The following is a 20,562-nucleotide window of genomic DNA, read 5'->3' on the forward strand; positions in this document are numbered from 1 at the left end:
TGTTTTAAATAACTTAAAAAAGTTAAATATCGCTTCATAGCAATCACTTATATTACATCAGCACTAAAAACAGGCTGCGGAATCAACAATATTAATCGTGTATTTTTCTTAACTGTTTCTTCGTAATTTGCCGATAACTCTCTTGATAGCCCACTTATGTCATCACTTTTATTCGGTATCACCAGGTTACGGAGTCCCTATGAACTTATTAAAGAACTACACGATCCGCGCCATTATGCTGTGGATCCTCGGCCTGTTTTGCCTGCTTTGGGGAGGCGTTGGCGGCTACAGCGTCTATTCTCTGAACCAGCTGGCGAAGGGTAACGACGTTGACCGTCACCTGGTAAGCCAGATGACCACGCTGAGTAAGGGTAACGACCAGTATTTTCGGGTGATTACTCGTCTGTCGCGGGCCATCGAATCTAAAAAGCCAGAAGATATGGCCTCCGTGCAGAAAGCGCTGGATAGCATGACCACGCTGCTGGCCGATTTTAAAAAACAGTCTCCCGGCCCGCTTGATGCCCGGTATGCGGCGGGCGCCATTGATAGCTGGCAGAAGCTGCTGGATGAGGGCGTTTCTCCGCAGGTGAACCTGGCAAAGCAGGGCAGCCTTGATGATTTCCGCCGCCAGGCCAGTAGCGTAACGCCTGCGCTGAGCCGCGCATTTGGCGCCAGCGTGGAAAAGTTCAACAGCGCGGCGGGTGCCAAGCTGGATGACACGCGCATCACCGTTGATCACCTGACCAACGTCACCAAAAGCGTGCTGGTGATGGCGGTGATTGCCGGGCTGCTGATTTTACTGTTCACCGACCGCTATCTGGTGGTGATGCTGGTGCGCCCGCTCGACACCATCCGCGAACACTTCCGCGTCATTGCCGAAGGTGACCTTAGCCAGCCGGTGAATGACTTTGGCCGTAACTGCGTCGGCAAGCTGGTGCCTTTACTGCGCGCGATGCAGGACAGCCTGCGCGAAGCGGTCAGCTCAATTCGCAGCGGCACCGAAAATATCTATCGCGGCGCAGCGGAGATCTCCTCGGGTAACAACGATCTCTCTTCGCGTACCGAAGAGCAGGCCTCCGCGCTGGAGCAAACTGCCGCCAGCATGGAGCAGCTCACGGCTACGGTGAAGTTCAACGCCGATAACGCGCGTCAGGCCAGCGATCTGGCGGATACCGCCTCAGCAACCGCGGGTAAAGGCGGCAAGCTGGTGGGTCAGGTGGTCAGCACCATGGAAGGCATTGCCGGCAGTTCGAAGAAGATTGCCGAAATTACCACGGTGATTAACAGCATTGCTTTTCAGACCAACATTCTGGCACTTAACGCAGCGGTCGAAGCCGCACGCGCCGGTGAGCAGGGGCGCGGTTTTGCCGTGGTAGCCAGTGAAGTGCGCAACCTGGCGCAGCGCAGTGCTAACGCGGCCAAAGAGATTGAAACCCTGATTGCCGACTCGGTCAGCCGGGTTGACGATGGGTCGAAGCTGGTGAACGCGGCGGGCAGCACCATGAACGATATTCTGCACTCGGTAGGCGAAGTGACCGAGATCATGAAGCAGATCGCCTCGGCATCGGAAGAGCAGAGTAAGGGCATTGCGCAGGTCGGCACCGCCATTTCCGAGATGGACAGCGTGACCCAGCAGAACGCCTCGCTGGTTGAACAGGTCTCCGCCGCTGCCAGCGCGCTGGAGCGCCAGACGGAAGAGCTGACGCTGTCGGTGGCTAAATTCCGCCTGTCGGCGACCGAGCCTGCGGTGAAAAGTGCGGCGCTGAAATCGCCAGCGCGCGCCGCATCACCTTCGCCTGTCCTGGCAAAAAGCCCGGCGGCTGGCGCTGATGACTGGGTAGCGTTCTAATTCCCCGCTGATAACCACGCCACCAGCTCATCCAGCAGCGGTGGCGCTTCCTCAGGCGGGCGGCGGAGCAGGCTGTAAACCGCCCCCGTTTTCACACTGCCGCTAAACGGCGCCACCAGGCGCTGCATCGCCAGATCTTCCGCAATCAGCGTCACATCCGCCACCGTCACGCCAAACCCCTGAATGGCCGCACTGATCGCCAGATCCATGGTGGCAAAGTGCTGGTTACGCTTCATGATCGGCGGCTGGCGGTTGGCCTGGAGCCAGAGCTGCCAGTCACGGCTGTCGGCGGTGGGATGCAGAAAAGTCATCGCGGCCAGCGACGCGGGCGTGACGGCCGGTTCGGGCAGCAGCGCGGCGGCCATCACCGGAGTTAATGCCTCTTCAAACAGCAGCACGCCGTGGCGCGGCATGCTGCCGTAAACAATGGCGGCATCAAAATTTTCCAGCTGGCCGCTGTGCTCAACGGTGGTGGTGAGGGAGACATGCAGTTCCGGGCGCTGCTTCTCCAGCGCCACCAGTTTTGGCACCAGCCAGCGCATCGCACAGGTTGGGGCTTTCAGGCGGATCACCGCGTGCTGACGGCTCGCCTGCTGCGCAGCGTCGTGCATCTGCTGATAGCCGCTTTGCAGCGCGGGCAACAGGCTGGCCCCCTGCGGGGTCAGATGCAGGCCGCGCGCGTGGCGGTCAAACAGGGTAAAGCCAAGCCACGCTTCCAGCGCCGCAATTTTACGGCTCACTGCACCCTGAGTAATGTACAGCTCGCTGGCCGCACGCGTCAGGTTAAGGTGACGGGCAGCAACGATAAAAGCATGAATGGCATTTAACGGCAGCGGACGCTGGGGCATAGAGGCTCTCTGAGCTATGTTAAAAAGTCATGGCTATTATGACAACAATTCGCTTGTCGCCTCAAGTGCCGCCAGGTAGAACTGGCATCATTACTTTTCTTCCGACTGGAGCTTCTATGACCATCACCTCAGCGGTGCAGCAGCGCTCAAAACTCCCCGATGTTGGCACCACCATTTTCTCGGTGATTGGCCAGCTCTCCGCGCAGCATAACGCGATAAACCTGTCGCAGGGCGCACCAAACTTCCCTTGCGACCCGCTGCTGGTTGATGGTGTCACCCGCGCCATGCAGCAGGGGCATAACCAATATGCACCGATGACGGGGCTGGGCGCGCTGAGAGACGTGCTGGCGGAAAAAGTCCACACGCTTTACGGCCAGCAGTATGACGCGGGCAGTGAAGTGCTGATCACCGCCAGCGCCAGCGAAGCGCTCTACTCAGCGATTGCCGGGCTGGTGCATGCGGGCGATGAGGTGATCTTCTTTGAACCCGCGTTCGACAGCTATGCGCCGATTGTGCGCCTGCAGGGGGCGAAAGCCATTGGCCTGAAGTTACAGGTGCCGGAGTTTGCGATTAACTGGGAGGAAGTCAGCGCCGCGATCACCTCGCGCACGCGGATGATCATCATCAACACACCGCACAACCCCAGTTCACAGGTGCTGAGCCGCGAAGATCTCGACCGGCTGGCAGCGCTGACGCGCAACACCGATATCGTGGTGCTGTCCGATGAAGTGTATGAGCACATCCTGTTTGACGGCCGCAAGCATCACGGCATGGCAACCCACCCGGAGCTGGCGCAGCGCAGCGTGATTGTCTCTTCCTTCGGTAAAACTTTCCACGTGACCGGCTGGCGCGTCGGCTATCTGTTAGCCCCGGCGCAGCTGATGGAGGAGGTGGTTAAAGTGCATCAGTTTATGATGTTCTCCGCCGATACTCCCATGCAGGTGGCGTTTGCCGACTATCTGCGCCAGCCAGCTAACTATCTGGCACTGGGCGAATTCTATCAGCGCAAGCGCGACACCTTAGCCACGCTGCTGCAGGATTCGCCGTTCAGGCTGCTGCCATCGGCGGGATCGTTCTTTATGTTGGCCAGCTATGCTGATTTCAGTGACGAGACGGACAGCGAAATGGTAAAACGTCTGATTGTTGATCATGGTGTGGCGACCATTCCGCTGTCGGCATTTTATACCGATGGCACCGACAATAAATTAATCCGTCTCTCTTTCGCAAAAGACGAAGCCACTTTGCAGGCGGGCGCACGCGCACTCTGCCAGGTCAAGCCTCGCTAACTTAATCACACTTGAGGGGAAGTACATGAAGAAGCTGAACGCGTTGTTGGTGGCGGTAGGCCTGTTGAGTTCTTTGTCCGCGCTGGCGCAGGAGACGCTGCGCTACGGGCTGGAATCGCAGTATCCACCTTTTGAAAGCCGCAATGCCTCCGGGGAGCTGGAAGGGTTTGATATTGAACTGGGCAAAGCCATTTGCCAGGCGGGTAACTTCAAGTGCAGCTGGGTTGAGAGCAGCTTTGACGCCTTAATCCCGGCACTGGCGGCGAAGAAGTTTGATGCCATTAACTCGGCGATGAATATCACCGAAGCACGCATGAAAAGCATCGGCTTCACCAAGCCTATTTACCGTATTCCCAGCATGCTAATCGTGAAAACCGGTTCTGGCCTGCAGCCAACCGTGGAGAGCCTGAAAGGTAAAAGCGTCGGCGTACTGCAAGGGTCCGTACAGGAAACCTTCGCTAAGAAGCACTGGGAGCCGCAGGGGGTGACCGTAACCTCCTATCAGGACCAGAACCAGGTGTACAACGACATGGATGCTGGCCGCCTCGACGGTACGCTGGTCATGTCTGCTGCCGGTCAGTCCGGCTTCCTCGACAAGCCGCAGGGCAAGGGTTACAGCTTCGCCGGTAAAGCGGTAGAGGATGAGCAGGTGCTGGGCGTGGGAATCGGTTTTGGCCTGCGTAAAGACGACGCTAAGCTGAAGCAGGATCTCGATGCGGCGATTGCTAAAGTACAGGCTGACGGCACCGTCACCAGGCTGGCTGCCAAGTTCTTCCCCGGCATTGATGTGTCAGTAAAATAATCAGGGTGGGGCGGGCATGCCCGCCCCCTTTGATTCACCGGCTATGTCACGCGCTCAACGCCTGCTCGACCTGCTGCAGATACTGCGTAATCATCGTTTCCCGGTGACGGCGCAGCATCTTGCCAGCCAGCTTTCAGTCAGCTGCCGCACTCTTTATCGCGACATTGCCACGCTGCAGCAGCAGGGCGCCAATATTGTCGGTGAAGCCGGGCTGGGCTATGTGCTGCGGCCGGGATTTACCCTGCCGCCGCTGATGTTCAGCGAGCAGGAAATCGCTGCACTGGTGCTGGGCTCGCGCTGGGTGGCGCGTCGAGCCGATAGCGAACTGTCCACGGCGGCACACTCCGCGCTGAGCAAAATCGCTGATGTTTTGCCGGATTCGCTGCGTACCAAGCTGGAACTCTCTGCACTGATGGTCGGCCCGGCGTCGTCGGCCAGCATCATCGCCCTGGATGTAGTCGCGTTGCGCCGGGCTATTGACCAACAGAGCATTATTCTGATCGACTATCTGGATTTGCAGGGCGTGGCATCACAGCGCACGCTATGGCCAATTGCGATTGGTTTTTTTGATCAGGTACAGCTGCTGGCGGCCTGGTGCGAACTGCGTCAGGACTTTCGCCATTTCCGCCTCGACCGCATTGTTAAGATGCAGGTCACTTCGCAGCGTTATCACCGTTCCCGCACCTTACTGGTCAAGCAGTGGCGCACCCAGCAGGGGATTGAAGCCCAGGGTTTTGGCTACTGACAAAAACTGTCAGTAAGGTGACTTAGGCTCTTCCTGTCGAATCAACTAAACGGGAACCCCTATGAACGCGCTTCAATTTACCATCCTCTATGTTACTAATCCGGCAAGTAGCGCTAAATTTTACCAACGAATTCTCAATGTGAGTCCGGTCGAGCTATCCCCGACCTTCGCCATGCTGGCGCTGCCCTCAGCCTGCCGCCTGGGATTATGGGCGCGCTCGGGGGTAGAACCGGCGGTAGCCGCGGGCAGCAGCCAGGCAGAGATCGTGCTGGCCGCAGCAAGCCGTAGCGAAGTAGATGACTGTTTCAGCCAGTGGCAGCAGTGGGGGATTGAGATCCTGCAGGTGCCAACGGAGATGGACTTTGGCTATACCTTTACCGCCTGTGACCCGGACGGGCACCGTATACGCGTGTATGTCTTCCAGCAGTAATGTGAAGCGGGTCGGGCATGCCCGACCCCTTTGATAATGTTGCTGGATGCCCGACCGGCTACGGATCGCAGGGTCGAGGCATGCCTCGACCGTATTTCTTTCCGCCGACTATCACTCCGCTGCCAGCAGGCATATTTTCTCTGCCAGCAGGTAAGATTTCACAAACGACGGGATCGGCAGGAACTCAAATTTCGAGTGGAAGTTATGCGCCCCGGTAAAGAAGTTCGGCGTTAACAGACCCTTGGCCGACAGTGCTGCGCCATCGGTGCCGCCGCGCATTGGGATCACCTTCGGTTCAATCTCTAACTGCTTCATCGCCTCAAAGATCAGTTCGATCGGGCGGCGATCGTCGCCAATAGCATTGCTGATATTGCTGTAGGTATCGCTGATGCTGACTTCAACTTTTCCGGTTGGGTAGGCCTGACGGATTTTCTCCGCCACGTCATGCATCTGCTGTTTGCGTGCGGCAAAACTGGCGAGGTCAAAATCACGAATTGAAGCCTTCAGACGCGTCTCGCTGGCGTTGGCCTGCATGTCGTTAAACCAGGTGTAGCCTTCGCGCCCCTCGGTATGCTCCGGCGTCTGCTGACGGTCGAAGTGGCTGATAAAGTCCCACGCCATCAGCAGCGGATTGACCAGCACCCCTTTGCCCGACATCGGGTGTGCTGTTACACCGGTCAGGCGGATTTCAGCGGCAGCGGCGTTAAAGTTCTCATAAACCACTTCGCCCAGCTCGCAGCAGTCGATAGTGTAGGCAAAATCGACGTCAAAACGGGCTTTTAAATCCAGCGCCTTCGCACCGCGCAGGCCGATCTCTTCATCCGGCACAAACGCCACCACGATATCGCCGTGGGCGTGCTGCGCATTCAGGTTTTCCATCAGCGTCATCACCACCGTGACCGCCGCTTTATTGTCGGCGCCGAGCACGCTGGTGCCGTCGCTGAAGATGATTTCCTGGCCGTGATAGGCGCGGATCTCCGGGTGTTCCGCGCTGCGCAGCCAGATATCCTGCGCTTGGTTCAGGCACAGATCCTCACCCTCATAGCGCAGCGTCTGCGGATGAATATGCGGTGACAGCCCGACGTCGACGGTATCGATATGGGTGATAAAGCCAATGCGCGGCGCATCAGGGCGGGTGCCGGGCTTAACGGCGGTAACGGTAGCAAACTCATCAATCACCACCTTTTCCAGCCCGAGCTGGCGCAGCTCGTCAGCCAGCATTTGCGCCATCTGATGCTGTTCCGGCGTGCTCGGCAGCACGGTTGCTGCGGCATCACTCTGGCTGGTAACGGCCAGATAACGATAAAAACGCTGAGTCAGCTGGCTCGCCAGGTTGTCGGTCATAACGTTTCCTTATTTGTCGCGAACTATAAAGGTTCTGTAGAGTTGCCAATCGTGTTATTTATTAAACAGATATCTTTTTGTTTTACGCATCACCCCCTGACAAAGTCAAATAAAAAGCGAGGATGGAGATGAAGAAAGTGGTATTACGCACGGTACTGGCGGCTCTGGCGCTCACCGTGGCCTCTGGGGCAGCGGCAAAAACGCTGGTGTTCTGTTCGGAAGGGTCGCCGGAAAACTTTAACCCTCAGCTGTACACCTCCGGCACCAGCGTGGATGCCAGCGCGGTGCCGATTTATAACCGCCTGGTGGATTTCACACCGGGCACCACCGACCTGATCCCGAGCCTCGCCGAGAGCTGGGATATCAGCCCGGACGGCAAGATTTATACCTTCCACCTGCGCAAAGGCGTCAAGTTCCACAGCAGTAAAAGCTATAAGCCGACGCGCGATTTCAACGCCGACGACGTTATCTTCTCGTTTATGCGGCAGAAAGATCCGGCTAACCCGTATCACAACGTCTCTAACGGCAGCTACACCAACTTTGAAAGCCTGGAGTTTGGCACGCTGCTGCAAAAAATTGAGAAGGTGGACGACCACACCGTGCGCTTTACGCTGGCCCATGCCGAGGCGCCATTCCTCGCCGATCTCGGCTGGTATTTTGCTTCGATCCTCTCCGCCGAATATGCCGATGCGATGCTAAAGGCCGGCACGCCGGAGAAAGTGGACCGCGACCCTATCGGCACCGGGCCATTTGAGCTGGTACAGTACCAGAAGGACGCGCGCATTCTGTACCGTGCCTTTCCGGACTACTGGCAGGGCAAAGCGAAACTGGATCGTCTGGTATTCAGCATCACCCCTGATGCCTCGGTACGTGCTGCCAAGCTGGAGAAAAACGAATGCCAGGTGATGCCATTCCCAAACCCTGCCGACCTTAAGCGACTGGGCGAAGACAAAAATATCACCCTGATGCAGAAGGCCGGGCTCAACACCGGTTTCCTCGCGTTTAACACCCAGAAAGCCCCGCTGGATAACGTCAAAGTGCGCCAGGCGCTGAGTATGGCGATTAACAAACCGGCGATTATCGAAGCGGTATTCCAGGGCACCGGCACCGCAGCGAAAAATCTGCTGCCGCCGGGGGTGTGGAGTGCTGACCAGGACCTGAAGGATTACGATTACGACGTAGAAAAAGCCAAGGCATTGCTGAAAGAAGCCGGAATAGCTCCTGGCACCAGCATTGACCTGTGGGCGATGCCGGTGCAGCGCCCTTATAACCCGAACGCGCGACGCATGGCCGAAATGATCCAGGCTGACTGGGCGAAAGTGGGCATCAAAGCGAATATCGTCAGCTTCGAATGGGGGGAGTACCTCAAACGGGTGAAAAACGGCGAACACCAGGCCGCGCTGATGGGCTGGACCACCGCGACCGGCGATCCAGATAACTTCTTCGGTCCGCTGTTCAGCTGTACTTCGGCCAACGGTGGGTCAAACTCGTCGAAGTGGTGCTACCAGCCCTTTGACCAGCTGATTAGCAAAGCGCGCGCCGAGCAGGATCACGACAAGCGCGTGGCGATGTACCGGGAGGCGCAGCAGATCATGCACGACCAGGCCCCAGCGGTGATGATTGCGCACTCAACCATTTTCGAACCGGTGCGCAAAGAGGTGAGCGGTTACGAAGTCGATCCCTTCGGTAAGCATATTTTTTATCAGGTAGAGATGAAATAAATAGCGGCTTGAGCGAAAAGCCGCAGCGTCGCGGTTTAAGCCCACAGCGAGCACGATGATAGTGGGGGATGGGCTCGGCCTGAGGTAAGCCGGACGTCACGCGGCAGGGATGCCGCGTGCCGAGGCCCGCAGGGAGCGTCTTTTGCCGTTCCTGCGTGCTCAGGCTGAGCTCTGACCGGTTTGCGGACGTTTAGCGAAAGCAGTCATTTTCGGGGATCGCTCAGGAGGCGACCTTGTTTTTCGCTCGCCCCGCCAACGGCACTGCACCCACATCACAGACTAAACTGCGCTCTGATCTCCATATCCTGCTGCTTTAACTCCATTCGCACAAAATCCACAAACAGCGACAGCGCTGCCGACGGCTGGCGCCCAATTGCCGTCTGCATCTGCAGCGAACGCTGGCTCAACTGGTCCGGTCCCACCGATTTCAGCACCAGCCCGTGCTCCAGCGCCTGATACATCACGGTGAAGTGGCTACTGATGGTGATCGCCTGCGGTGTATGTAGCAGGAAGGTGTAAAGGGAGCTGAAGTTATTGCAGGTCAGTACCGGCTCGATAAAGGTGCCGCTCATACGGCAGGAGAGGTCGAACAGCTGGCGCACGGTGAAGTTGGCATTGGGCAGCGCCAGCGGGTACGCCAGCAGGTCACTCAGCTTCACCTCCTGCTGCGCCAGCGGGTGGCTGCTATGCAGCACCAGCAGAACCGGAGCAGGCCAGGATGCCGCCACCTCGACACCGCGCTCCGGGTGCAGGCTGAACTGGAACGCCACGTCACACTCGCCGCGCCGCAGGATCTCCGCCACTTCCAGCGAGCTGGCTACCGTGAGCTGGAAACTGACCCCGGGGTGCAGCAGGCGAAACTGGGTAAACAGCATTGGCAGCAGGCTGAAAGCCATTCCGTCGGTGCAGGCTACCCGCAGCGCAGTGCGCCTGACGGCTTTTAGCCCTTTAATCTCTGCAATCGCGTGCTCCATATCCATCATGCTTTTTCGCACGTGGTTTTCGAAAATCTGCCCGGCATCGTTCAGCACCATGCCGCGCGCGTGGCGCTCAAACAGCGGAGCGCCAACGCGCTCTTCCAGCCGCTGGATCTGGCGGCTGATCGCCGATACCGCCACAAACAGCTGCTGGCTGGCGGCGCTGAGTGAGCCGCAGTTCACCACCGCCAGAAAATAGCGGATTTCACTGCTGTGCATGGTAGTGCCTCCTGCTGGTGCATGTGCTTTTAAGGTGCAGCGCATCGTTGCTTTAAAAGCAAAGCCCGTTTGATATTTTGATGATTGTAGCAAAGCACGATTGTCGCTTAAAACTAAATGGCAAACACAAAAAATAAACAGATAAAACGGACAACTATCATGACAGGTGAACAGGCAGTCGCGCAGGCTACGGCGTATTTTGACAGTGGGGAATTTAAAACGGTGCTGGCACGGCGCGTGGCGCTGCGCAGTGAAAGCCAGCGCGACGACCGTGATGCGCTGATCCAGAGCTATCTTGATGATGAGATGGTCCCCGCCATGCAGGCGCTGGGCTTCAGCACGCAGCAGCTGGCGAACCCGCAGGCGCCGCAGCGCCCCTTCCTGCTGGCAACCCGCATTGAAGACCCGCAGCTCCCCACGCTGCTGTGCTACGGCCACGGCGATGTGGTGTTTGGTGACGATGAAAACTGGCGCAGTGGGCTGAATCCGTGGCAGCTGCTGGAAGAGGGCGACCGCTGGTACGGGCGCGGCAGCGCCGACAACAAAGGGCAACACTCGGTGAACATTGCCGCGCTGGAGCAGGTAGTAGCCGCGCGCGGCGGTCGTCTTGGCTTTAACTGCAAGTTTCTGTTTGAGATGGGGGAAGAGATCAGCTCCCCGGGCCTGAAGGAAGTGTGTCAGCGCCATGCCGACCTGATGAAAGCCGATATCTTTATCGCCTCCGATGGCCCGCGCCTCAGCGCGGAGCGGCCAACGCTATTCCTCGGTTCGCGCGGTGCGGTGAACTTCCGCCTCAGCATCCACGCGCGCGATCGTGATTATCACTCCGGCAACTGGGGCGGTCTGTTGAGCAACCCGGGTACCCAACTGGCCAACGCGCTGGCCTGCCTGGTTAATCAGCAGGGCCAGCTGCAGGTTGCCGCCCTGAAGCCGCCAGCGATTAGCGCCGCAGTAAAAGCGATCCTCAGCGATATTGATGTCGGCGAAGGCGACGGACCGGCCATCGATCCCAGCTGGGGAGAATCCGGCCTGACGCCAACCGAGCGCCTGTACGGCTGGAACACGCTTGAAGTGCTCTCTTTCCTCACCGGCAATCCGGCGCGGCCGATGAACGCCATTCCCGGCAGCGCGACGGCGGTCTGCCAGCTGCGTTTTGTCGTCGATACCGACTGGGAAAATATCGCCAGCCACCTGCGCACACATCTGGATGCGCACGGCTTCCAGCAGGTTGAGGTCGAGGTGCTGCGCGGCTCTCCGGCCACGCGCCTTGACCCGACCGATCCGCTGGTGGGCTGGGCGCTCGGAGTGATGGCGCAGACCAGCGGTAAAAAACCGGCGCTGCTGCCCAACCTTGGTGGTTCACTGCCGAATGATGTCTTTGCGCAGACGCTCGGCCTGCCGACGCTGTGGGTGCCGCACTCTTATCCCGCCTGCGGTCAGCACGCGGTGGATGAACATATGCTGAAATCGATCGCCCGCGAGGGGTTACAGATGATGACGCGCTTATTCTGGGATTTAGGCGAGCAGGGCAGCGATCTGCTGGCGCGCCATCGTGCGCACCGTGCACAGGGGGCAGGCCAGTGAGCAGCTTAGTTCAGCCTCAGGCGGCGGCGCAGCCGAACCTGTATAAAACGCTGTTCGCGACCTGCGTCGGCAATGCGCTGGAGTGGTTTGATATTGCGGTGTACGGCTTTTTCGCCAGCTATATCGCCCACGCGTTTTTCCCTACTGAAGATCCGTCAGTCTCCATGCTGCTGACTTTCGGCAGCTTTGGCGTATCGTTTCTGATCCGTCCGCTGGGGGCAATTGTTCTCGGTGCCTATGCAGACCGCGTCGGGCGTAAAAAAGCGCTGCTGATGTCGATCATGTTGATGATGGTCGGTGGGTTAATCATCACTGTGATGCCGTCTTATCAGAGCATTGGCCTGCTGGCACCGCTGATGATTTTGCTGGCGCGCCTGATTCAGGGCTTCTCGGCGGGCGGCGAATTCGGCAGCTCTACCGCCTTTCTGGTGGAGCACTTTCCCGAGCGTCGTGCCTTTATCGCCAGCTGGCAGTTTGCTACCCAGGGGGCAAGTACGCTGATGGCCTCGGCGTTTGGCTTAGGGCTGACCTCGTGGCTGACTGAAACGCAGATTCAGGACTGGGGCTGGCGCATTCCGTTTGCTTTCGGCCTGATTATCGGCCCGGTTGGCCTGTATATTCGCCGCCACGTGCATGAGCCGGCCAGCTTTGTCGCCCAGGAAAAGTCCCACGCGCCGCTGAAAGACCTGATGAGCCGCCAGAAAACGCTGCTGCTGCTGGCAATGGGGCTGATGGTGATCTCCACCGGGGTCAACTATATGCTTAACTATGTGCCGACGTATGCCACCAAAACGCTGCATCTGCCGGGTTCTGCGGCCTTTACCGCAACGCTGGTTGCCGGAATTATTCTGACGGTGGTGACCCCGCTGATGGGGCTGTGGGCGGAGAAAGTCGGGCGCGTGCCGCTGATGTGGGGGTCATTAATCCTGCTGGCGCTGACCATCTATCCGGCTTTCCGCATGGTGGTGAATAACACCACGCCGACCACCTTGATTCTGCTGGTTGGCTGGATGGCGCTGCTGAAATCGGTCTACTTCTCTACCGTGCCGTCGATGATGGCCGATCTGTTCCCGATTACCACCCGCGCCAGCGGCATGGCAATCAGCTATAACGTGGCGGTCACGGTGTTCGGAGGTTTTGCGCCGCTGATCTGTACGCTGTTGATCAGCGCAACCGGCAGCAGCCTGGCGCCGAGCTACTATCTGATCCTGCTGGCGTTATTCAGCGCGGTGGCGTTGATAAACAGCCAGCGCCGGGTAGGGCGCTAAAACAGCAGGGGCGACTGAAATGCTCGCCCCTGTCACAAACCCTAAACCTGTAGGGGTTGACCCTTTTTTTCGGTCAACCCACATTGCAGATACCTAGGAGGTTTTCACTCTGAACACCATGGTGGCGCGCTTCTCAATCAGCCAGTAGATCATATAACCGACCACCGCTGAGGCCACGCTGAGGATCACCATCGCCAGATACATCGTGGCGGTACTGGCCGCGGGCATAAACACATGCAGTACCTTCTCCAGCGCCCCCATAAACAGACGGTGGCACAGATAGATAGAGTACGAAGCCAGACCCACGGCACTCACCACTTTGGTCATGGTGGTTTGGCGAACCGCATTAAACTCCAGTCCGGTCAGCAGGAAGAAGCTCAGCGTCAGCACCAGCAGCTGAAGCACGCCCTGCAGCCACAACGTAGAGAAAGTCAGCAGGGCGACAATCAGCACCAGCGACAGCGCGCTATGGGCATAACGCTCCGGCATGCGCTTTTGCAGCATAAAGCACATAATCCCGCTCAGGAAATAGAGCATGATATCGTTAGTATAAAACAGGAAGTAGCTCTGTTGAGAACTGCCCAAATATCCCATCAGCATCAATACAGCAATGGAGACAAAAATAAAGATCAGGCCGGTACTGCGGCGGAATAATAGCCCGATGGCAAACACCAGATAAAACAGCATTTCGTAGCACAGCGTCCAGCCAACGGATAATACCGGCGTGAGCGTATCGAGTTCTTTAATGTAAACCGAAGGAATAAATAACAGAGAAAGAATATCATCCAGCGGCGTTAACACAGTTGATGGGAACCAGCCGGGATTAATTACCCATGCGATAATCGTCAGCAGAGTAAACAGATAATACATCGGCAGAATACGCACCAGCCTTTTCTTGACAAACATCGCCATCTTACCGCGGCCAAAGTCCTCCCAGTGCACGCACGCCATCAGGTAGCCGCTGATCATAAAGAACAGCAGTACGCCAAGCTTGCCTACCGCGCCGCCATAGCCGAACAGCCCGGAAAAATAGCCCGGACTTAATTTGGCCGCAAAGCTTTCTGCATGACAGACGACCACCAGCATACAGGCCACGGCCCGTAGATAAGTAATCGACAGGATATTAGTTTTCACAGCCATTCCCCCTTGGGATTTAATCCCCCCTGCATAAATGATGCAAGGGGGATTAAAGTAACGATAGAAAAAATAAAGAAGAAAAACGAAAGGGTATTAATATTTTCAGGTCTTATAAGGAAATAATTTCCCTGGTGTTGTAATCGCTCGTACGACAGTTAACGTGCTGTTGTGTAGTGTCTTGCGACGATGAAACATTACCCAATATTGAGGTAAACACCTAACATAAATTAATCAATTCCTCATCTTTAGGAATTTCCTTTTTTTGTAAAAATAATAACATTAGCGTAGCTGACGCGATGTTCAGTTAAACTTAATAAACGATAAAGCGCTAACCGGCGTTTACGCCAGGTAATCTGTGGTCTCTTCATTTAGCGGCATGAAAATTTGATTAGCGCGGCAGGAGTGGCAGTTCCAGAAATGTCAGCAATGCGTCAGCAAACGTAAAGGTTACATTAATCCTGCCACACGGCATCACGCACATTGATAGCACGCGGCAGTAATCCCAGCGCATAGAAGCGGTCGGCAATGGTTTGCTGCGCACGGATCACGCTCAGGTCCATGCGCTGCGTCTGGTGGCTGCGGCGCAGCAGAGCGTGCGACAGCGCCTCAGGTCCCAGTCCCAGTTCGGCGGCCAGCAGGGCGGTGGCCTCTGCGTGGTTAGCATCAATGAAGCGCCCGGTCTGCTCCAGCGCCCGTATCACGCTGTGCAGCAGGTCCGCCGAGTGTGCGGCAAAGTCACGATGCGCGAGGTAAAACTGATGATTGCTCACCCGGCCGCACCCGTCAGCAATCACTCTTAAGCAACCGTTCTGCTCGGCGTCGCTCAGCAGCGGGTCCCACATCATCCAGGCATCGACCGCGTGATAATCGCTGGGCGTCAGCGGGTATTTTGGCGGTGCATAGAGCACGCGCACGTCGTTCAGCGTCATTCCGGCTTCATCCAGCATCTGCACCAGCAGATAGTGCACGTTAGATCCCTTATTCACTGCGATACGTTTGCCGCGCAGGTCGGCAAGCGTTTGAATCGGGCTGTCCTGCGCCACCAGCAGCGCCACGCTCTGAGGCGCGGCGGGTTCCCAGGCAACGTACAGCAGGGGATTGTTCTCGGCCTGGGCAAAGACCGGCGGCACTTCCCCGGTGGTGCCGAAATCAATCTCACGGCTGCTGAGTGCGTGCAGCAGCTGTGGTCCGGCGGGGAACTCGCTCCACAGCACGCTGATGCCCGTTCCGGCAAAGCTTGCCTCCAGGCTCTGCCGCGCTTTAAGAATGCCGAGGTTGCCAAATTTCTGGTAGCCGATGCGCAGTTCGCGATCGCCCCCAGGGCGCTGGGCACTCTGGCGCGCATCGCCGCTCGCCAGCTTGCGGCGCGCCTTGATCAGCCCAAGATGGCCGAGATGAGTGCGCAGCGTATTGCGGCTGACGCCCAGCAGCGTGGCGGCCTGGAGCTGATTCTCACCGCTCAGCTCAAAAGCATTGCGCACTAAGGCGTCGATCACCCGCTGGTAGATTGGCCCGCTCTCCTGCTGCAGCTGCTGGCGCAGAAACTGGTCCAGCGCCTGCTCACCCGCCGCGAAAGCTGGCCCTGGCGCGACCGGGTTGAGGCGTAGCTGCTGCGGAGCGATCAGCGGCTCGCGGCTCAGCAGCACCGCATTGTGCAGGGTATTTTCCAGCTCACGCACGTTGCCCGGCCACGCATACTCCATCAGCGCCGCAAGGCTGTCATCGGTTAAACGCAGCTGCGGGCGCCCCAGGCGGCGGGCGTACAGCGTGAGAAAATGCTCGGCCAGCAGCGGGATATCTTCGCGGCGCTGGCGCAGCGGCGGCAGGGTGACCGCCGCCACATTGAGGCGATAAAACAGATCTTCGCGAAAGCGGCGTTCACGGATCGCCACCGCAAGATCCACGTGGGTGGCAGCGATCACTCGTACGTTGACCTTTACCGGGCGGCGCGACCCGACTCGCGTCACTTCGCGCTCCTGCAGCACGCGCAGCAGCTTAACCTGCAGCGGCAGGCTCAGCTCGCCGATCTCATCCAGCAGCAGCGTGCCGCCCTCCGCCGCTTCAAACCAGCCCTGATGGCGTTCACCCGCGCCGGTAAACGCGCCTTTCTCATGGCCGAACAGCTCGGATTCCGCCAGGCTTTCGGTCAGCGCACCGCAGTTCACCGCAACAAAGGGCTGCGTCCGGCGCGGGCTGTGATGATGCAGATAGCGCGCCACCACCTCTTTGCCGGTGCCGGTCTCACCGACAATCAGCACGGTAGCATCGGTTGGCGCAAGGCGGTCCAGCACGCTCTGAAAAGCGAGGGAGGCAGGGTCAATCAGTAACGGGCCGGAATGCTGCATAGTGTGCTCCTTATACTCAGAGCAGGCAGATTACCCTGGCGTACGCCAGCTAACGACCCGCTGGCGAGCCGCCTTGCTGCAAATGAAGCAGCCTGTGGTCAGTGACTGCTGCAAATGCAGCAGAAAGAGTGGCTGGCATTACTTTTCAACGTCATGAAAAATAAGGTTTTTAACAGAATCAGACTCTGGCACGTTTCCTGCTAACTGGTTTATAACCAAAGCGTAACTTTCTATCGAATAAATTCAGATATAGTTATATAGGAAACGAATAATGAGCGACTCAGCGCAGAAAAATATCAACGTATTCTGGTTTCTCCCGACCCACGGCGACGGGCGCTATCTTGGCACCACCGAGGGCGGGCGCGCCGTCGACCTGCCGTATCTACAGCAGGTCGCGCTGGCCGCTGATAACCTCGGCTATTACGGGGTGCTGATCCCGACGGGTAAAAGCTGCGAGGACTCCTGGCTGGTGGCTGCGGCGCTGGCACCGATCACCAAACGCCTGCGCTACCTGGTGGCGGTGCGCCCCGGACTGCAGCCGCCAAGCCTTGCGGCGCGCATGGCCGCCACGCTTGACCGTTTGTCAGAAGGGCGACTGCTGATCAATGTGGTGACCGGTGGCGACCCGGTGGAGAACAAAGGCGACGGTATTTTCCTCAGCCACGCCGAGCGCTATCAGGTGACCCGTGAGTTTCTCGAAGTCTATTCACGCCTGCTGGCGGGGGATAAGGTCGATTTTCACGGTGAACATATTCACGTTGAGGGTGCAGAAATTCTGTTCCCTCCGGTGCAGGAAAACGGCCCACCGCTCTATTTTGGCGGTTCATCCGATGAGGCGATAGACGTGGCCGCCAATCAGGTCGATACCTATCTCACCTGGGGTGAGCCGGTGGCTCAGGTCGCGGAAAAACTGGCGGTAGTGCGTGAACGCGCCGCGGCGCGCGGGCGCACGCTCGACTACGGTATTCGCCTGCATGTCATCGTGCGCGAAACCGAAGAGGAAGCCTGGGCCGCCGCCGACCGCCTGATCGCCCACGTTGACGATGACACTATCGCCGCCGCGCAGAAGATTTTTTCGCGCATGGATTCCGCAGGCCAGGCGCGGATGAGCGCGCTGCACAGCGGTTCCCGCGACGGGCTGCGCATCGGGCCAAACCTGTGGGCCGGTGTCGGGCTGGTGCGCGGAGGCGCGGGCACCGCGCTGGTTGGCAGCCCGCAGCAGGTGGCGGACCGCATTCGCGAATATCAGGAGCTGGGCATCCAGAACTTTATCCTGTCCGGCTACCCGCATCTGGAAGAGGCGCACCGCTTTGCCGAGCTGGTGATGCCGCTGCTACCGCTGGCGAGCAATGGCGATAAAAAACAGCGCACGGTAAACACCGGGCCGTTTGGCGAAACCATCGGTGGCGATCTGCGCCCGAAAGCGCAAAAGCAGACCAGCGCAAGCTAAAGGGGATTTTCCATGAGTCAGTCAACGCCGATTAAATTTGCCTACTGGGTACCGAATGTTTCAGGTGGCCTGGTCATCAGTAATATCGCACAGCGCACCAGCTGGGATTTTGACTATAACCGCAAGCTCGCGCAGATTGCCGAGCAGGCTGGTTTCGAGTATGCGCTGACGCAGATCCGCTTTACCGCCGGATACGGCGCTGATAATCAGCATGAGTCGGTTAGTTTTTCCCAGGGCCTGTTGGGGGCCACCGAGAAGCTGAAGGTGATCGCCGCGCTGCTGCCAGGCCCCTGGAATCCAACGCTGGCGGCGAAACAGATCGCCACCATCAGCCACCTGTCGAATGCGCGCATCGCGGTGAATATCGTCAGTGGATGGTTTCGCGGCGAGTTCAAAGCGATTGGCGAGCCGTGGCTCGATCATGAAGAGCGCTATCTGCGATCCGAAGAGTTTATTCGCTGCCTGAAGGGCATCTGGCGCGAACCGACCTTCAACTTTGCCGGCGATTTCTACCGCTACCGCGACTACTCGCTGAAGCCAAAGCCACTGGACCCGCAGCCGGAAATTTTCCAGGGCGGCAGCTCGCGTGCCGCGCGTGATATGGCCGCACGCGTCTCCGACTGGTACTTCACCAATGGCAATACCGTGGAAGGTATTCGCCAGCAGGTTGAAGATATCCGTCACAAAGCAGCAGCCAATCAGCATCAGGTAAAAATTGGCGTTAACGGTTTTGTTATCGCCCGTGACAGCGAGCAGGAAGCGCAACAGGTGCTACAGCAGATCCTCGACCACGCCAACCCTGATGCGGTAAAAGGCTTCCAGCATGAGGTTAAAAATGCCGGCAGCGCCTCGCCGGAAGGGGAAGGTAACTGGGCAAAATCCACGCTCGAGGATCTGGTGCAGTACAATGATGGTTTTAAAACTAACCTGATCGGCACTCCGCAGCAGATTGCCGAACGTATTATGGCGCTAAAACAGGCCGGAGTGAGCCTGATGCTGCTGGGCTTCCTGCATTTCCAGGAAGAGGTCGAATTCTTTGGCCGTGAAGTGATCCCGCGGGTGCGTGAGCTGGAGCGGCAACAACAGCTGGAGTTGAGTCATGGCTGAGCGTCATATCGTTATCGTCGGCGGCGGGTTTACCGGCACCGCCACGGCCATCCATCTGGCCGGGCTCGGTGACGCCGGGCTGACGGTAACGGTGATTGAGCCACGGCCGCAGCTGGCCTGCGGAGTGGCTTACGGCACGCGCGACCCTGCACACCGCATCAACGTTCCGGCCGATCGCATGCAGCTCTCGGCGGCGCAACAGGGCGATTTTGACCGCTGGTTCCGCGCCTCGCAAGCGTTTGAGCAGGATGCCGATGCGCAGTGGCATGACGGTAAAGTTTACCCGCAGCGCGGGCAGTTTGCCGCCTGGGTTGCTGAGCAGTTCACCCAGGCACAGCAGAGCTCGGCGGTGACATTACGCCATATTTGCGGCCGGGCGGTGGCGCTGGAAGCGGGAAGCATTGTGACGGACTCGGGGCAGCGCGTGGCCGCCGATGACGTGGTGCTGGCGATCAGCCATCCACCGCCCGCGCTGCCGCGCCAGATTGCCGAAGCGCTGGAGGGGCACCCCGGCCTGATTGCTAACCCGTGGTGTGAGGGCGCGCTGAGCGCTATTGCGGCGGATGAGCGCATCGCGATTATCGGCAGCGGGCTGAGCATGTCGGATGTCGTGGCAACGTTACACCGTCACGGGCATCGCGGCCCGGTCAGCGCCTTTTCACGCCGTGGCCTGCTGCCACGGCCAAATCTCAGCGGTGCTTATCAACCCACGCCGCTGGATTACCAGCAGCCGCAGGCCAGCACGGTGCTGGCGTGGCTGCGGCGTATTCGCCGCGAGATTGCGGCCAGCGGGCTGCCGTGGCAGCTGGTGCTCGACGATATTCGCCTGAACGGCCAGCGCATCTGGCAGCAGCTGACTCTTGACGAACAGCGCCGCTTCCTGCGCCATCTGCGCCCGTGGTGGGATGTGCACCGCTACCGCGTCGCTCCTCAGGTCAGTCAGGTGCTGGAGCAGTGGCTGACTAGCGGGCAGCTGACGGTGACTGCCGCCAGGCTGGGCGCGGTGCGGGCCGCCGGGCAGCAGATTGAGTTGACGCTGCAGCCGCGCAGAGCGCCGGCGCGGCAACTTACCGTTGACCGCGTAATTATTACCACCGGCCCGGCGCACGGCAGCCTGTTGAGCAGCGACGCGCTGCTGCATCAGTTAACTATCGCTGGCATCATCCAGCCCGATCCGCTGGCGCTGGGTATTGCGGTGAATGCCCTGTCGCAGACCCTTAACCGCAGCGGGCAAGCCAATCCGCATCTGTATGTCGCCGGGCCGGCTGCCCGTGGCCGCTTTGGCGAACTTATGGGGCTGCCGCAGGTGGCGGAGCATGCCGAAAGCGTGGCGCGCCAGCTGCTCGGCCTCGATGCGGAGCGATGTCCCGCCTGACGCCGTAACTCACCGTTGATTCACCCTTAAAAACTATCACCTGCAGCGGGCGGGCTGGATCCGGCCGTGTAAAAT

Annotated in this window: 16 protein-coding genes; 11 read left to right on the forward strand and 5 right to left on the reverse strand. The window is 58.6% G+C overall.

Going from position 1 to position 20,562, the window contains the following annotated elements:
• Positions 1 to 199: 199 nt before the first annotated feature.
• Positions 200 to 1,849: a methyl-accepting chemotaxis protein gene (locus tag ID864_RS03445; RefSeq protein WP_099754087.1), complete on the forward strand. Its 1,650-nt coding sequence runs from the start codon at positions 200 to 202 to the stop codon at positions 1,847 to 1,849.
• On the opposite strand, the gene ID864_RS03450 is transcribed toward ID864_RS03445, so the two are convergent.
• Complete coding sequence (locus ID864_RS03450) at positions 1,846 to 2,697, reverse strand: LysR family transcriptional regulator (RefSeq protein WP_191149397.1); 852 nt, start codon at positions 2,695 to 2,697, stop codon at positions 1,846 to 1,848. The genes ID864_RS03445 and ID864_RS03450 overlap by 4 nt on opposite strands.
• 116 nt (positions 2,698 to 2,813) lie before the next feature.
• On the opposite strand from ID864_RS03450, the gene ID864_RS03455 reads away from it, so the two are divergent.
• The 4 genes from ID864_RS03455 (at position 2,814) to ID864_RS03470 (ending at position 5,960) form a co-directional block, all read left to right on the forward strand.
• Positions 2,814 to 3,983 (forward strand): methionine aminotransferase, encoded by a 1,170-nt coding sequence (locus ID864_RS03455; RefSeq protein WP_048916033.1) that lies wholly within the window; start codon positions 2,814 to 2,816, stop codon positions 3,981 to 3,983.
• 25 nt (positions 3,984 to 4,008) lie between these two features.
• A complete protein-coding gene (locus ID864_RS03460) occupies positions 4,009 to 4,785 on the forward strand; it encodes a transporter substrate-binding domain-containing protein (protein WP_048916034.1) in 777 nt (258 codons plus the stop codon).
• Positions 4,786 to 4,828: 43 nt separating this feature from the next.
• The gene (locus tag ID864_RS03465; protein WP_191149483.1) at positions 4,829 to 5,530 is read left to right on the forward strand and encodes a helix-turn-helix transcriptional regulator; all 702 of its coding nucleotides are present in this window, start codon (positions 4,829 to 4,831) and stop codon (positions 5,528 to 5,530) included.
• Between the two features lie 61 nt (positions 5,531 to 5,591).
• Positions 5,592 to 5,960, forward strand: a complete 369-nt coding sequence (locus ID864_RS03470) for a VOC family protein (RefSeq protein WP_048916035.1) — start codon at positions 5,592 to 5,594, stop codon at positions 5,958 to 5,960.
• 111 nt (positions 5,961 to 6,071) lie between these two features.
• Here ID864_RS03470 and pepT read toward each other — a convergent pair whose 3' ends face one another.
• Positions 6,072 to 7,304 (reverse strand): peptidase T, encoded by a 1,233-nt coding sequence (gene pepT, locus ID864_RS03475; protein WP_191149398.1) that lies wholly within the window; start codon positions 7,302 to 7,304, stop codon positions 6,072 to 6,074.
• 128 nt (positions 7,305 to 7,432) lie between these two features.
• On the opposite strand from pepT, the gene ID864_RS03480 reads away from it, so the two are divergent.
• The gene (locus tag ID864_RS03480; RefSeq protein ID WP_048916037.1) at positions 7,433 to 9,025 is read left to right on the forward strand and encodes an ABC transporter substrate-binding protein; all 1,593 of its coding nucleotides are present in this window, start codon (positions 7,433 to 7,435) and stop codon (positions 9,023 to 9,025) included.
• Positions 9,026 to 9,297: 272 nt separating this feature from the next.
• Here the strand turns inward: ID864_RS03480 and ID864_RS03485 are convergent, their stop codons facing one another.
• Positions 9,298 to 10,221: a LysR family transcriptional regulator gene (locus ID864_RS03485; protein WP_191149399.1), complete on the reverse strand. Its 924-nt coding sequence runs from the start codon at positions 10,219 to 10,221 to the stop codon at positions 9,298 to 9,300.
• A gap of 159 nt (positions 10,222 to 10,380) precedes the next feature.
• Here ID864_RS03485 and ID864_RS03490 point away from each other — a divergent pair, with 159 nt between their 5' ends.
• Together ID864_RS03490 and ID864_RS03495 are read left to right on the forward strand one after the other, a co-directional pair.
• The gene (locus ID864_RS03490; RefSeq protein WP_048916039.1) at positions 10,381 to 11,805 is read left to right on the forward strand and encodes a M20 family metallopeptidase; all 1,425 of its coding nucleotides are present in this window, start codon (positions 10,381 to 10,383) and stop codon (positions 11,803 to 11,805) included.
• Positions 11,802 to 13,073 (forward strand): MFS transporter, encoded by a 1,272-nt coding sequence (locus tag ID864_RS03495; RefSeq protein WP_191149400.1) that lies wholly within the window; start codon positions 11,802 to 11,804, stop codon positions 13,071 to 13,073. Before ID864_RS03490 ends, ID864_RS03495 begins: the two co-directional genes overlap by 4 nt.
• 93 nt (positions 13,074 to 13,166) lie before the next feature.
• Here the strand turns inward: ID864_RS03495 and ID864_RS03500 are convergent, their stop codons facing one another.
• Both ID864_RS03500 and ID864_RS03505 read right to left on the reverse strand, forming a co-directional pair.
• Complete coding sequence (locus tag ID864_RS03500) at positions 13,167 to 14,207, reverse strand: acyltransferase family protein (protein ID WP_180276803.1); 1,041 nt, start codon at positions 14,205 to 14,207, stop codon at positions 13,167 to 13,169.
• Positions 14,208 to 14,662: 455 nt separating this feature from the next.
• Positions 14,663 to 16,555 (reverse strand): aliphatic sulfonate ABC transporter substrate-binding protein, encoded by a 1,893-nt coding sequence (locus ID864_RS03505; RefSeq protein WP_099754982.1) that lies wholly within the window; start codon positions 16,553 to 16,555, stop codon positions 14,663 to 14,665.
• A gap of 271 nt (positions 16,556 to 16,826) precedes the next feature.
• On the opposite strand from ID864_RS03505, the gene ssuD reads away from it, so the two are divergent.
• From ssuD to ID864_RS03520, 3 genes are read left to right on the forward strand one after another with little or no spacing between them, the layout of a single operon-like run.
• Positions 16,827 to 18,005: an FMNH2-dependent alkanesulfonate monooxygenase gene (gene ssuD, locus ID864_RS03510; protein WP_133623685.1), complete on the forward strand. Its 1,179-nt coding sequence runs from the start codon at positions 16,827 to 16,829 to the stop codon at positions 18,003 to 18,005.
• Between the two features lie 12 nt (positions 18,006 to 18,017).
• Complete coding sequence (gene sfnG, locus ID864_RS03515; protein WP_048918380.1) at positions 18,018 to 19,112, forward strand: dimethylsulfone monooxygenase SfnG; 1,095 nt, start codon at positions 18,018 to 18,020, stop codon at positions 19,110 to 19,112.
• On the forward strand, positions 19,105 to 20,487 hold the full coding sequence (locus ID864_RS03520; RefSeq protein WP_191149401.1) for an FAD/NAD(P)-binding protein: 1,383 nt from the start codon (positions 19,105 to 19,107) through the stop codon (positions 20,485 to 20,487). The genes sfnG and ID864_RS03520 overlap by 8 nt, the downstream gene beginning before the upstream one ends.
• The last annotated feature ends 75 nt before the right edge of the window (positions 20,488 to 20,562 follow it).

The organism is Erwinia aphidicola (assembly GCF_014773485.1).
In the GTDB taxonomy this organism is placed as follows: domain Bacteria; phylum Pseudomonadota; class Gammaproteobacteria; order Enterobacterales; family Enterobacteriaceae; genus Erwinia; species Erwinia aphidicola.

What these genes read in the sequence shown, in the direction of transcription:
- ID864_RS03450 (WP_191149397.1), bottom strand. Translation starts at nt 2,697, where the DNA reads ATGCCCCAGCGTCCGCTGCCGTTAAATGCCATTCATGCTTTTATCGTT.
- ID864_RS03505 (WP_099754982.1), bottom strand. Translation starts at nt 16,555, where the DNA reads ATGCAGCATTCCGGCCCGTTACTGATTGACCCTGCCTCCCTCGCTTTT.
- ID864_RS03445 (WP_099754087.1), top strand. Translation starts at nt 200, where the DNA reads ATGAACTTATTAAAGAACTACACGATCCGCGCCATTATGCTGTGGATC.
- ssuD (WP_133623685.1), top strand. Translation starts at nt 16,827, where the DNA reads ATGAGCGACTCAGCGCAGAAAAATATCAACGTATTCTGGTTTCTCCCG.
- ID864_RS03455 (WP_048916033.1), top strand. Translation starts at nt 2,814, where the DNA reads ATGACCATCACCTCAGCGGTGCAGCAGCGCTCAAAACTCCCCGATGTT.
- ID864_RS03520 (WP_191149401.1), top strand. Translation starts at nt 19,105, where the DNA reads ATGGCTGAGCGTCATATCGTTATCGTCGGCGGCGGGTTTACCGGCACC.
- ID864_RS03465 (WP_191149483.1), top strand. Translation starts at nt 4,829, where the DNA reads ATGTCACGCGCTCAACGCCTGCTCGACCTGCTGCAGATACTGCGTAAT.
- sfnG (WP_048918380.1), top strand. Translation starts at nt 18,018, where the DNA reads ATGAGTCAGTCAACGCCGATTAAATTTGCCTACTGGGTACCGAATGTT.
- ID864_RS03485 (WP_191149399.1), bottom strand. Translation starts at nt 10,221, where the DNA reads ATGCACAGCAGTGAAATCCGCTATTTTCTGGCGGTGGTGAACTGCGGC.
- pepT (WP_191149398.1), bottom strand. Translation starts at nt 7,304, where the DNA reads ATGACCGACAACCTGGCGAGCCAGCTGACTCAGCGTTTTTATCGTTAT.
- ID864_RS03490 (WP_048916039.1), top strand. Translation starts at nt 10,381, where the DNA reads ATGACAGGTGAACAGGCAGTCGCGCAGGCTACGGCGTATTTTGACAGT.
- ID864_RS03470 (WP_048916035.1), top strand. Translation starts at nt 5,592, where the DNA reads ATGAACGCGCTTCAATTTACCATCCTCTATGTTACTAATCCGGCAAGT.
- ID864_RS03460 (WP_048916034.1), top strand. Translation starts at nt 4,009, where the DNA reads ATGAAGAAGCTGAACGCGTTGTTGGTGGCGGTAGGCCTGTTGAGTTCT.
- ID864_RS03480 (WP_048916037.1), top strand. Translation starts at nt 7,433, where the DNA reads ATGAAGAAAGTGGTATTACGCACGGTACTGGCGGCTCTGGCGCTCACC.